Consider the following 12,164-nt stretch of genomic DNA (forward strand, 5'->3'; position numbering starts at 1 on the left):
GCCGTCGTCGGTCCCCGACCCTCAGACCGATCGACGGCGGCTCCGGCGCACGAAAGAGGAGGGGCGGCACCCGTGCGGGGGTGCCGCCCCTTCGTGCCTTGTCTGCGGAGCATTGCGCCGGTGCCCTCCCGGGCGACGGTCTACGCCTTACTGGACAGTACGCAGGCCCGCCCGGCTCGCGGCCGGTGCCGCGAGGCGGCGCGGACGGCGCCGAGCGCGAGCGGGAACGCCGTCGGGAACACGCCAGCCGATCGACCTCCGTGGAGGAAGGCCGTCCGCTTCGTAGCATGAGCCCATGATCAGGTCCGTCGAACAGCGCCCCCAGCAGCGGTGCGAGCGGCAGAAGCCGGTGCGCCGTCACCGCCTGTTCGCCCTCGGTCTGGTCGGGACCGGCGTGGTGGTTGTCGCGGCGTTCGTATTCCGCGCCGGCTCCGAGGACGCAGTCTCCATCGGCTCGGCCCAAGCCCCCCTGCGGACGACCGGGACCACGACGTCCGGTGCGCCGGCGCCGCCGCACCCTGCCGGCAACGTGCGGATCGCCGCCGTGGGAGACATCGTGATGGGCTCGCTGCCGGACGACCTGCCGCCGGATGGCGGCGCCTCGTTCTTCGACCCTGTCGACGACCTGCTCGCCGGCGATGTGGTGCTCGGGAACCTGGAGGGCACGCTCACCACCGGCGGTTCCAGCAAGTGCGACGACAACGACAGCCCGAACTGCTTCGCGTTCCACGCCCCGCCGTCCTACAGCCGCTGGTTCAAGAAGGCCGGATTCACGGTCCTGAACACGGCGAACAATCACGTCGACGACTTCGGGGCGGAGGGGCGGCGCGAGACGTTCGCCGCCCTGCGCTCCGTGAACCTGCCGTTCACCGGCCGCCTGGGCCAGATCACCATCCAGCGGCTGCATGGCATCCGGGTCGCACTGCTCGGGTTCGCTCCCGACCGAGGGGCGAACGACCTCACGAACATCCCCGCCGCGAAGCGACTCACCGCCCGCGCCGCAACGATGGCGGACATCGTGATCGTCATCATGCACGCCGGCGCGGAGGGCTCGGACCGCACCCACGTAGAGCCCGGGACCGAGTACTTCCTCGGCGAGGACCGCGGCGACAGCTACCGCTTCAGCCGTGCGGTGATCGACGCCGGCGCCGACCTCGTCGTGGGCAGCGGTCCGCACGTGATACGGGGAATGGAGTTCTACAAGGGCCGGCTGATCGCCTACAGCCTGGGGAACTTCTCCGGCTACAAGGTGCTCGGCCTCGGCGGCACACTCTCCACCAGCGGCGTGCTGCAACTGACCCTCCGCTCCGACGGCACCTACGTGTCCGGGCGCCTGCGCCCGACCCAGATCGTGGAGCCCGGCACGCCGGAGCCGGGCGGCGAGGCGATCGACCTCGTCTCCAGCGTGTCGGAGGAGGACTTCGGCTCGCACGCCGCCCACATCTCGGCGGACGGGACGATCCAGCGCCCATAGCCGTGCGCCGGCGCCGGCGCACGGCTATGGGCGCGGCTGTGCCGGAGGTCCTCGAAGCCGGCAGCGCGGTTGGCCGAGGAAGCGGCGGACAAGGCCGCCGCCAAGGCCGCGTCCGCCGACGGTGACAAGCGGGAAGAGATGGTGGCCACCGCCGTAGGTCTCGCGCGGACCGCAGACCGCAGACCGCAGGCCGCCGACCGACCGCCGGGCCGCGTGCCGAGGGGCGCCGGGCGGCCGAGTGGATGATGCGGGCCGCCGACCGGGTCCTCGTCCAGCCGGCCGGGGCCGGGGCCCTGCCCACGCTGTACGCGGCGACCGCGCCCGGTGTGCGGCGCGGCTCCTTCTGCGGGCCCTCGTTCGGGATGTGGCGGGGTGCGCCGGTGCCGTCCCGGCGGGCGCCGTGGACGGTCGACGACGCTGTTTCCGGCGGCTCCGGCAGGAATCGGTGCGGCTGAACGGTGTGGCCTTCGACCTCCCCGAGGGGTGATACACGGCCGCAACACCCCTTTCGTAATCGCCGCGCATGGTTGATCGTTGGGCCGTGCATCGATGACGAGCGTCAGGGGGCACACGATGACGATCAGCCGCAGGGCACTGCTGGCGGCGGGCGCGGGAGCCGGACTCCTCACCGCCTGCGGGTCGAACACCGGACGGGACGGCGACGACGGCGGGGGCTCGGGGCCGGTGCTGTCGCAGTGGTACCACCAGTACGGCGAGGCCGGTACCGAGCAGGCGGTCGAGCGGTACGCCGCCGCCTACAAGAAGGCGCGCGTCAAGGTCCAGTGGCGGCCCGGGAACTACGACCAGCAGACCGCCGCCGCCCTCCTCACCGGTTCCGGGCCGGACGTCTTCGAGGGCGGGCCCACGCTCGACCAGATCCAGGGCGGTCAGGTCGCCGACCTCACCGGCCTCCTGGACGGCGTCGCGGACGACTTCAACCCGGCCGTACTCACCCCGAAGACCTACGACGGGAAGGTCTGGGGCATCCCTCAGGTCATCGACACGCAGCTCCTCTACTACCGCAAGAGCCTGTTGCGGGATGCCGGAGTGGAGCCGCCCACCACCCTGGACGCGCTCGTCGACGCCGCCGGGAAGCTCACCAGCAGCAAGGTCAAGGGGCTCTTCCTCGGCAACGACGGGGGTGCCGGTGTGCTCGGCGGAACGCCCTTGTACGCGGCCGGACTCGAGTTCGTCACCGACGACGGCAAGGTCGGCTTCGACGACCCCGCGGCCGCCCGCACCCTCCGCAAGCTGCACCGGCTGTACGCCGACAAGTCCCTGCTGCTCGGCGCCCCGGCCGACTGGTCCGACCCGTCCGCCTTCCTGCAGGGGCTGACGGCGATGCAGTGGTCCGGGTTGTGGGCGCTGCCGCAGGTGCGGAAGGAACTCGGCGACGACTTCGGGGTGCTGCCGTTCCCCCAGGACGGCAGCCACGGCCGCCCCGCTGTGCCCGTCGGCGCCTACGGCGCCGCCGTCAGTGCCCGGGGCGGGCAGCAGCGGGCGGCCAAGGAGTTCGTGAAGTGGCTCTGGGTCGAACGGACCGACTACCAGCAGGACTTCGCCCTCTCCTACGGCTTCCACATCCCCGCCCGGATCTCCCTCGCCAAGAAGGCCACCGGGCTCAGGTCGGGCGCCGCCGCCGACGCCGTCCGTTTCACCACGGAGCACGGACACACCGCCCAGCCGTTGCTGTGGACCCCGGCGAGCCAGACGGCCTACCAGGACGCGCTCAACCGGATCATCAAGAGCGGGGCCGACCCGGAGCGCGAGCTGAGGACCGTCGTACGGAAGGTGTCGGACGAACTCGACCGGGTGAAGAAGACGTCGTGAGGCACCGGCGAGCACTGTGGTTCTGGGTGTTCGTCGGGCCGTTCGCCCTGGGGCTCGCGCTGTTCACGTACGTTCCGCTGCTGTGGAGCGTGGGCCTGAGCTTCTTCGACGCGCACAACACCGTCACGCCCACGCACTTCGTCGGGACGCACAACTACACGGCGATGCTGAAGGACGACGCGTTCGTCGACAGCCTGCGGACGTTCCTGGTCTTCACCGTCTTCATCGTGCCCGTAACCTATGTGTCCGCCCTCTCCCTCGCCCTGATGGTCAACCGCGTCGGGCGCGCCCGGGCCTTCTTCCGGTCGGTGTTCTTCCTTCCCGCCGCGTGCAGTTATGTCGTGGCCGCCCTGATCTGGAAGATGTCGGTCTTCAACGGGGTGCGGTTCGGGCTGGCCAACACCGTGCTGGGCTGGTTCGGCGCTGATCCCGTGGCGTGGCTGTCCACCACCGAGCCGCCCTGGTACTGGCTGGTCATCGTCACCGTACGGCTGTGGCTCCAGGCCGGTTTCTACATGATCCTGTTTCTCGCCGGGCTGCAGCGGATCGACCCGGTGCTGTACGAGGCGGCCGCCGTGGACGGGGCCCGGCCCGGCTGGACGGTGCTGCGGCACATCACCCTGCCCCAGCTGCGGGCCACCTCGGTCGCGGTGGTGCTGCTGCTCGTCATCAACGCCTTCCAGGCCTTCGACGAGTTCTACAACCTGCTGTCCGACGCCCGGGGCTATCCGCCGTACGCCCGGCCGCCGCTGGTCTACCTCTACTACACCGCCCTCGGGCAGGGGCAGGACCTGGGGCTCGGCAGCGCGGGCGCGGTGATCCTGGCGCTGGTCATCGCCCTGGTCACGGTGGGGCAGGCGCGGTGGCTGAAGCTGGGAAGGACGGACGCCGATGGATGACGCCCTGGTACGGGCCGGGCGGGCGCTGCGGCTGGTGCTGCTGATCGTGCTCGCCCTGCTCTTCCTGATCCCGTTCTATCTGCTGGTCCGCAACGGCCTGTCGAGCGAGCAGGACATCACCTCGCCCGAATGGACCTTCTTCCCGGGCGGGTTGCGGTGGGGGAACGTCGGGGAGCTGTTCGGCGATCCGTCCGTTCCCTTCGCCCGGTCCCTGCTCAACTCCGCGCTGATCGCCGTCGCGACGACGCTCGGCACACTGCTCCTGGCCTCCCTCGCGGGCTACGGCCTCGCCCGCATCCCCTACCGGCATGCCGACAAGGTCTTCTACGGCATTCTCGGCACCCTGCTGGTCCCGGCCGCCGTGACCTTCGTGCCGAGCTTCGTGCTGGTGTCGTCGCTGGGCTGGATCTCCACCCTCCGCGGTCTGATCGTGCCGACCCTCTTCTCCGCCTTCGCCTGTTTCGTCTTCCGGCAGTACTTCCTCGGTTTCCCACGGGAGCTGGAGGACGCGGCGCAGGTCGACGGGCTCGGGTACTGGCGTACCTACTGGCTGGTGGTCGTGCCGAACGCGCGGCCGGTGTTCGCGGCGGTCGGCACGATCGTGTTCCTCGGCGCGTGGAACTCCTTCCTGTGGCCGCTGGTGATCGGGCAGGACCGCGGTGCCTGGACGGTGCAGGTGGCGCTGTCGTCGTTCACCACGTCCCAGGTCGTCCGGCTGCACGAGCTGTTCGTGGCGGCAGCCGTGTCGATCCTGCCGCTGCTGCTGGTGTTCCTGTGCTTTCAGCGGTGGATCGTGGCGGGGGTGGAGCGGTCGGGGATCGACTAGGGGCTCTCGTTTGGATCATGCCGGGCTCGCGGGGCCTGGCACCGCACCTCGCCGCGTTGTCGTCGGTTGCCAGGGCGCCGGTGTACGGGTCACAGCGAGCCGCCGCTGTCCACCACCAGGTCGGTGCCGACGACCGAGGCCGCGTCGTCCGAGGCCAGGTAGAGGACGGCGGCGGCCACCTCCCGGGTGGTGGCGATCCGGCCCAGGGGGAGGGTGGCCCTGGCCCGCTCGGCCCGGGCCGTCTCCGTCTCGTCGGGCCGCAGGGACATGGAGGTCTCGGTGGCGCCCGGGCTGACCACGTTGATCCGGACCCCGTCCCGGATGTGGTCCAGTGCGGCGCCCCGGCTGAGCGCGGTCACGGCGGCCTTGGTCGCGGCGTAGGCGGCGGCCCCGGGAGAGGCGGTGTGCAGGCCGAACGTCGAGGAGACGGTGACGATCGCACCGCCCGCCGGCTGGGTGCGCATCTGGCGGATCTGGGCCTGGAGGGCCAGGTGGACGCCGGTGACGTTGGTCGCGAGCTGGGTGTGCCAGTCCTCCTGGGGGAGGTCGGCGAGGGGCCGGCCGCCCCGGAAGACGCCCGCGTTGTTGACGGCCACGTCGAGTGAGCCGAAGTGCTCCACGGCGGCTCGGACCAGGGCGTCGGCGTCGGCCGCGCGGGAGACGTCGGCGCTCACCGCGAGGGCCTTGCCGCCCTGCTCCTCGATCAGCCGGACGGTCTCCGCCAAGGGCTCGGGCCGCCGTCCGGCGACGACGACCCGCGCTCCCTCGGCGGCGAGCGCGCGGGCGACGGCCCGGCCGATGCCGGAGCCGGCACCGGTGACGAGGGCGGTGCGGCCGGTGAAGCGGTCCCGTGCGATGGTCATGATCTCCCCTTTTTTTGACCGATCGGTTCAGTATCGGGTGCGGAAAAACGCCCTCCGGTGGAGGGCGCGTACCGGGTGTTCAGTCGAGCAGGGTCAGCGCCTGCTCCGCCGCGTCCCGGACCCGGGCCGGGTCCGCCGACGCCTTGCCGACGACACGCAGGCCCTGCATCAGCACCAGCAGCGTGCGGGCCAGGGTGAGCGGATCGCGGTCGGCCGGCAGCTCGCCCTGGGCCCGGGCGCGGGCCAGCGTGGCGTGCAGGACGGTCTCCAGGTGGTCCCAGTTGCGCTCGACGCGCCGGGCGGAGTCCGGGTCGTGCGGCGCCCGTTCGGCCGCCGTGTTCGTCACCAGGCATCCGTTGCGGCGCAGCTCCTCGTGGGTCGCCTCGGCCGCGTACCGGCGGACGAGCGCTCGTACGGCCGGCAGTGCGGGACCCGGCTGGGACAGCTCGCGCACGATGCGCGTGAGACCCGCCTGCTCGTACCGGTCGAACGCCTTCAGGTACAGCTCGTGCTTGTTCCCGAAGGTCGCGTACAGGCTCGCCCTGCCGATGCCCAGGTGCTCGACCAGGTCGGCCATCGACGTCGCCTCGTAGCCGCGCCGCCAGAACAGCTCGAGGGCCGACTGCAGCGCGGCGTCCGGGTCGAATTCCTTGGTCCTGGCCACAGAGGGCATGCTAGGAGTTTCTGAAACGCTCGGTCAAGATTTTTTGGGGCCGCCGCAGAGGACCTTCCGCGCGCTGTCCGGGAGTTGGGGGCCGTGGACGCGGTGCTCGCACAGGGCGGGTGGGGCCATGCGGCGCGTGTGGGTGCCCGTGGTCACCGGTGACGCCGGTGTCACGCTGTGGCCCGGAGCCGGCTTCACGGCCCTGCCGGGCAGGGCCTGGACGCGTCCGATGGCGTTGCCCAGGAGGTCGGTGAACCACAGGTGCCGGTCGGGGCCCGTCGTGATGCCGTAGGGCACCTTGTCCGCGCCGCCCGGCACCGGGAACTCGGTCACCGAGCCGGCCGGTGTCACCCGGCCGACGAAGCCGGACTGTTCGGTGAACCAGACGTTGCCGTCGGGGCCGCGGGTGATGTCCTCCTGGCCTGCCTGAGGGGTGGGCGCCGGAAACATGGTGATGCGCCCCGCCGCCGTGATCCGTCCCACCGCGTTCAGACCGCTCGCCGTGAACCACATCCCGCCGGGGCCCGCCGTGATGCCGGCCGGGAACGAGGAGTCGCTGGACAGCGGGAACTCGGTGATCCGGCCCGTCCGGGTGATCCGGCCGATCTTGCCGCTCAACTCGGTGAACCACACGGTTCCGTCCGGAGCGGCGGCGATGCGGTACGGAAAACTGCCGGGCGTGGGGATCGGCCACTCGTGCACGGTGCCGTCGAGCGCCATCCGCCCGATCTTGTTGGTGCCCTGATCGGTGAACCACAGGGCCCTGTCCGGCCCCCGCGTGATCCCGAAGGCGCTGCTCCCGGCGGGCAGCGGGAACTCGGTGACCCGGCCCGCGGTGGTGATCCGGCCGATCCTGCCGCTGAACTCGGTGAACCACAGGGCGCCGTCCGGCCCCCGCGTGATGTCGAAGGGGGCACCGTCCGCACTGGGGATGCCGTAGTCGGTGACGGTGCCGGCGGTGGTGATGCGCCCGATCCTGGGGGCGTTGGACTCGGTGAACCACAGGGCCCCGTCGGGTCCCGTCGTGATGTTGGCGGGGAAGCTGTCCGGGGTGGTGGTGATCGGGTACTCGGTCACGTCTCCGACGGCGGCCCGGGCAGGGCCGGCGACGGACGTGACGCCGATCAGGCCGCCCAGGAGCGTTGTGGCCAGGCGGCGCACGGCTCTTCGCAGCGTCGGGTGACAGGTCATGGCGGCGAACCCTTCGTCAGGTGCCTCTCGGCGAGCGCGGAAACCGACCATGTGGGTACATACACGCCCGCATGGTCGGTTTCAGGCTAGGGTCGGCCACCGGTCCCGACGAGCCGGCTGGTCCAGGTGGCTCATCGGCCCCGCGTCAGACGCTGCGCACCTCGAAGGTGGCCACCCGCACCGACTCGTCGTCCAGGCACTGCCCGGTCTCCAGGTCGAAGCGCTGCTTCAGCAGCGGCGACGCCACGAACGGCCGGGCCTGATCGGTGCCGGTCAGGCCGCGGGAGAGGACGGCCGCGCCGGTGAAGGGGTCGACGTTGTCGATGGCGTACAGGCGGTCGGAACGGTCGCGGAAGAGAGCCACCTGCCGGCCGTCCGGCAGCAGGGCGGCCACCCCGCGGCCCGGGATCAGCGCGCTCAGGTCGCAGACCGTGAACCAGTCGCCGGCCGGCCGCAGTTGAACCTTCAGATCGGTGGTCTCGAGGGCCAGGGTCATCGCTGGGCGGTTCCTTCCAGGACGTCGGCGGGCCGCGTGCCGATGGTGAGCAGCGGCAGGTCGGGCTTGATCTGGTCGCGCTCGGGGACGAAGGCGACGACCGGGTCCGGGGTGTCCGGCGCGTTCACGAAGGACACGAACCGGGCGAGCTTGCCGGGGTCGTTGATGGTCTCGGCCCACTCGTCGCGGTAGCTGCCGACGTGCGCCGCCATCAGCGCCTCCAGCTCCTCGCAGATGCCGAGCGAGTCGTGCACCACCACGTCCCGCACGTGGTCCAGGCCGCCCGGGATCCGCTCCAGCCAGGCCGAGGTGCGCTCCAGCCGGTCGGCGGTGCGGATGTAGAACATCAGGAACCGGTCGATCAGCCGGACGAGTTCGGCGTCGGACAGGTCCTGGGCGAGGAGGTCCGCGTGGCGCGGGGTCGCACCGCCGTTGCCGCCGACGTACAGGTTCCAGCCGTTGGCCGTGGCGATCACGCCGAAGTCCTTGGACTGGGCCTCCGCGCACTCACGGGCGCACCCGGAGACGGCGGACTTGAGCTTGTGCGGGGAGCGCAGCCCCCGGTAGCGCAGCTCCAGGTCGATCGCCATCCGCACCGAGTCCTGGACGCCGTACCGGCACCAGGCCTGCCCGACACAGGACTTCACCGTGCGCAGCGACTTGCCGTACGCGTGCCCGGACTCGAAGCCGGCGTCCACCAGGCGCGCCCAGATCGACGGGAGCTGTTCCACCCGTGCGCCGAACATGTCGATCCGCTGGCCGCCGGTGATCTTCGTGTAGAGGCCGAAGTCCCGGGCGATCTCACCGATCACGATCAGCTTCTCGGGCGCGATCTCCCCGCCGGGGATGCGCGGCACGACCGAGTACGAGCCGTTCTTCTGCAGGTTGGCGAGGAAGTGGTCGTTGGTGTCCTGCAGGGCGGCCTGCTCGCCGTCGAGGACGTAGCCGCTCACGCCGATCGTCGGGGCGAGGGAGGCGATGATGGAGGCCACCGCCGGCTTGCACACCTCGCAGCCGTCGCCGCCCCGGGCACCCTCGCGGCCGTGGCGGTCCAGCAGGTCCTGGTACGAGGTGACGCGCAGGGCGAGGACGATCTCGTACAGCTCCTCGCGGGTCTGCCCGAAGCACCCGCACAGGCCCTTGTCGACCTCGACGCCGGACGCCTCCAGCTCGGCGGTGACCAGCTGCCCCAGCACCTTCACGCAACTGCCGCAGCCGGTACCGGCCTTGGTGCACGCCTTCACCTCGGGCACGCTGGTGCACCGGTGCTCCGTCACCGCGCCGCGGATCGTGCCCTTGCTGACGTTGTGACAGGAGCAGATGATCGCCTCGTCCGGCAGCGCGGACGGGCCGAGCTGGGCCCCCGAGTCCGCTCCGGCGGGCAGGACGAGGGACTCGGGGGAGATCGGGGGCACCGAACCCGTCAGTGCGCGCAGCGTGCCGTACGCCTCCGCGTCGCCGACCAGGATGCCGCCGAGCAGCGTGCCGTCGCGGCCGATGACCAGCTTCTTGTACAGGCCCGAGCGGGAGTCGGAGTAGACGACGTCCAGGCAGTCCTCGGTGGCGCCGTGCGCGTCGCCGAAGGACGCCACGTCCACGCCGAGCAGCTTGAGCTTCGTGGACAGATCGGCGCCGGTGAAGGACGCCTCGTCCGCGGCGATGGTCGCGGCGGCCGTCTGGGCCTGCTCGTACCCCGGGGCGACCAGGCCGTACACCCGGCCGTCCGCCGCCAGCGCGCACTCGCCGATGGCGAAGACGTGCGGGTCGGTGACCGTACGGCACTGCTCGTCGACCGTGATGCCGCCGCGCTCGCCGACCGCCAGGCCACAGTCGCGGGCCAACTGGTCGCGGGGGCGGACACCGGCGCTGAACACCACCAGCTGGGTGGCGAGTTCGGACCCGTCCGACAGCTTCATGCCGGTGACGGCGCCAGAGGCGTCCGTCACGATCTCCTGGGTGCCCACACCGGTGTGCACCGTCAGGCCCATGCCCTCGATGGTGCGCAGCAGGGCCGCGCCACCGCCGTCGTCCACCTGCACCGGCATCAGACGCGGCGCGAACTCCACGATGTGGGCGCTCAGTCCGAGGCCCTTGAGCGCGCCGGCGGCTTCCAGGCCGAGGAGTCCGCCGCCGACCACCGCACCCGTCGTCCGGGTCTTCGCGTACTCCTCGATCGCGAGCAGGTCCTCGATCGTGCGGTAGACGAAGCAGCCGGCGGCGTCCTTGTTCGGCACCGGTGGTACGAACGGGTAGGAGCCGGTGGCCAGCACCAGGATGTCGTAGTCGACGACCAGACCCGAGCGGGCGGTCACCCTCTTCGCCTCGCGGTCGATCGTCTCCGCCGGGTCGCCGACGTACAGCTCGATACCGTGGTCCTTGATGAACTCCATGTCCGTCATGGACAGGTCTTCCGGCGTCCGGCCCGAGAAGTACGAGGTCAGCTGCACGCGGTCGTAGGCCGGACGCGGCTCCTCGCACAGCACGACCACGCGGTGCGTGGCGGTCAGGCCGCGCTCGGCGAGTGCTTCGAGGAAGCGCTGGCCGACCATGCCGTGGCCGACGAGCACGATCGTGGGGGTGCCCCCCAGGGTGGCGGTCATTCAGGAGCCTCCGTCGTTGGTGAGCAGGTGGAGCAGGGGGCCGTCGTCGGGGAGCGGCTCTGCTCCCTCCCAGGCGCGGGCGAGCGCGCCGACGGTGCCGAGTTCGCCGACGAGGACCCCGCCGATCAGCCGGTCGTCACGGACGACGACCTTGCGGTAGGTGCCCCGGGTGGCGTCGGCGATCCGCACGACGTCGTCGCCGGGGCGTGCCTCGGTCTCGCCGAACGCCGCCAGGTCGAAGGGGGAACCCGGGCCGGTGAGGGTCAGCCGAGTCAGGGAACGGGTGCCCGAGTAGCGGGCGTTCGTGTCGCCCGCGAGCGACCGCGCGAGCAGGTCGGCCTGTTCCAGGGCCGGGGCGGCCAGCCCGTAGACCGTGCCGTCGTGCTGGACGCAGTCGCCGACGGCGTGGATGTGCGGGTCGGAGGTGCGCAGCCGGTCGTCGACGAGGATGCCCTTGTGGACGGCGAGCCCCGCCTGTTCCGCCAGGCCGGTGCGCGGACGCACCCCGCAGGCGACCACCACGAGGTCGGCGTCGAGGGCGTAGCCGTCGGCCAGCTCCACCGAGCGGACCGCGCCCGCGACACAGCGCACGTCCCGCACCCGGCACTCGGTGTGCACCTCCACGCCCAGCTCCGTCAGGTGCCGCAGCACCAGCCGGGAGGCGTCCGGGTCCAGCTGGCGCTCCATGAGCCGCTCGGCCTGCTGGGCGAGGACCACCTGCGCGCCGCGCACGGCGAGTGCGCGGGCGGCGGACACCCCCAGCAGTCCACCCCCGATGACGACCGCGCGCACCCCCGGCCGGACCGCCTTGGCCAGTCCCAGACAGTCGTCCATCGTGCGGAACGCGTGGACGCCCTCGGGGAGTTGTTGATCCGGGGTGAACAGGCCGCGCAGCGGCGGCAGTACCGGGTTGGAGCCGGTGGCCAGCACCAGCGTGTCGTAGGCGATCCGGGTACCGTCGGCGCAGTCGAGGGTGCGGGCGGCCCGGTCGATGCCGGTGACCCGGGTGCGCAGCAGGCCCTCGGGTGCCGGGAGGCCGATCACCTCGGGGGCGAACCGGCCGGCCAGCACCTCGGCGAGCAGCACCCGGTTGTACGGCGGGTGCTCCTCCTCGCCGACGAGCAGCGCGGGCGTGCCCAGCTCGCCGAGCCGCCGGGCGAGCCGTACGCCCGCGAGGCCGGCGCCGATCACCACCACACGCGTATTCGAGGTCATGTCCATGAGCGTGCGACCCCGAGGTTACCCGGCAGCATCACTCCTGTTTCCCGCGAGGAACGCTGCCCTCAGCGGGGGCGCGCGGGGGGTGTGAGGGTCCCGCGTG

Annotated in this window: 10 protein-coding genes; 4 read left to right on the plus strand and 6 right to left on the minus strand. The window is 71.8% G+C overall.

All coding sequences use genetic code 11. The features are described 5' to 3' along the window. Positions 1-295 precede the first annotated feature (295 nt). From AC07C1_RS06720 to AC07C1_RS06735, 4 genes are all read left to right on the plus strand, one after another. A complete protein-coding gene (locus tag AC07C1_RS06720; protein WP_478937374.1) occupies positions 296-1,474 on the plus strand; it encodes a CapA family protein in 1,179 nt (392 codons plus the stop codon). Positions 1,475-2,047: 573 nt separating this feature from the next. Continuing rightward, the gene (locus tag AC07C1_RS06725; RefSeq protein WP_478937375.1) at positions 2,048-3,304 is read left to right on the plus strand and encodes an ABC transporter substrate-binding protein; all 1,257 of its coding nucleotides are present in this window, start codon (positions 2,048-2,050) and stop codon (positions 3,302-3,304) included. Then, complete coding sequence (locus AC07C1_RS06730; protein WP_478937377.1) at positions 3,301-4,203, plus strand: carbohydrate ABC transporter permease; 903 nt, start codon at positions 3,301-3,303, stop codon at positions 4,201-4,203. The genes AC07C1_RS06725 and AC07C1_RS06730 overlap by 4 nt, the downstream gene beginning before the upstream one ends. Next, positions 4,196-5,029, plus strand: a complete 834-nt coding sequence (locus tag AC07C1_RS06735) for a carbohydrate ABC transporter permease (RefSeq protein ID WP_478937379.1) — start codon at positions 4,196-4,198, stop codon at positions 5,027-5,029. Before AC07C1_RS06730 ends, AC07C1_RS06735 begins: the two co-directional genes overlap by 8 nt. Positions 5,030-5,118: 89 nt before the next feature. Here the strand turns inward: AC07C1_RS06735 and AC07C1_RS06740 are convergent, their stop codons facing one another. The 6 genes from AC07C1_RS06740 to AC07C1_RS06765 all read right to left on the minus strand — a co-directional run bounded on the left by AC07C1_RS06740 (position 5,119) and on the right by AC07C1_RS06765 (position 12,058). Beyond that, positions 5,119-5,892 carry an SDR family NAD(P)-dependent oxidoreductase gene (locus tag AC07C1_RS06740; protein WP_478937381.1) on the minus strand — a complete coding sequence of 258 codons (774 nt, stop codon included), beginning with the start codon at positions 5,890-5,892 and terminating at the stop codon, positions 5,119-5,121. A 79-nt stretch (positions 5,893-5,971) separates the two neighbouring features. Next, positions 5,972-6,556 carry a TetR/AcrR family transcriptional regulator gene (locus AC07C1_RS06745; protein ID WP_478937382.1) on the minus strand — a complete coding sequence of 195 codons (585 nt, stop codon included), beginning with the start codon at positions 6,554-6,556 and terminating at the stop codon, positions 5,972-5,974. A gap of 33 nt (positions 6,557-6,589) precedes the next feature. Then, positions 6,590-7,747, minus strand: coding sequence for a Vgb family protein (locus AC07C1_RS06750; protein WP_478937383.1), 1,158 nt, complete (start codon positions 7,745-7,747; stop codon positions 6,590-6,592). A gap of 145 nt (positions 7,748-7,892) precedes the next feature. Then, positions 7,893-8,243: a nitrite reductase small subunit NirD gene (gene nirD / locus AC07C1_RS06755; protein ID WP_478937384.1), complete on the minus strand. Its 351-nt coding sequence runs from the start codon at positions 8,241-8,243 to the stop codon at positions 7,893-7,895. Further along, positions 8,240-10,843, minus strand: coding sequence for a nitrite reductase large subunit NirB (nirB, locus tag AC07C1_RS06760; protein ID WP_478937385.1), 2,604 nt, complete (start codon positions 10,841-10,843; stop codon positions 8,240-8,242). Before nirB ends, nirD begins: the two co-directional genes overlap by 4 nt. Continuing rightward, a complete protein-coding gene (locus AC07C1_RS06765) occupies positions 10,844-12,058 on the minus strand; it encodes an NAD(P)/FAD-dependent oxidoreductase (RefSeq protein WP_478937386.1) in 1,215 nt (404 codons plus the stop codon). Positions 12,059-12,164 lie beyond the last annotated feature (106 nt).

It is taken from the genome of Streptomyces sp. NPDC045022 (assembly GCF_056432605.1).

Bases quoted from the DNA above. Each gene is read 5' to 3' on its own strand.
- AC07C1_RS06765 (WP_478937386.1), bottom strand. From the start codon at position 12,058: ATGACCTCGAATACGCGTGTGGTGGTGATCGGCGCCGGCCTCGCGGGC.
- AC07C1_RS06750 (WP_478937383.1), bottom strand. From the start codon at position 7,747: ATGACCTGTCACCCGACGCTGCGAAGAGCCGTGCGCCGCCTGGCCACA.
- AC07C1_RS06720 (WP_478937374.1), top strand. From the start codon at position 296: ATGATCAGGTCCGTCGAACAGCGCCCCCAGCAGCGGTGCGAGCGGCAG.
- AC07C1_RS06735 (WP_478937379.1), top strand. From the start codon at position 4,196: ATGGATGACGCCCTGGTACGGGCCGGGCGGGCGCTGCGGCTGGTGCTG.
- AC07C1_RS06725 (WP_478937375.1), top strand. From the start codon at position 2,048: ATGACGATCAGCCGCAGGGCACTGCTGGCGGCGGGCGCGGGAGCCGGA.
- nirB (WP_478937385.1), bottom strand. From the start codon at position 10,843: ATGACCGCCACCCTGGGGGGCACCCCCACGATCGTGCTCGTCGGCCAC.
- AC07C1_RS06740 (WP_478937381.1), bottom strand. From the start codon at position 5,892: ATGACCATCGCACGGGACCGCTTCACCGGCCGCACCGCCCTCGTCACC.
- nirD (WP_478937384.1), bottom strand. From the start codon at position 8,243: ATGACCCTGGCCCTCGAGACCACCGATCTGAAGGTTCAACTGCGGCCG.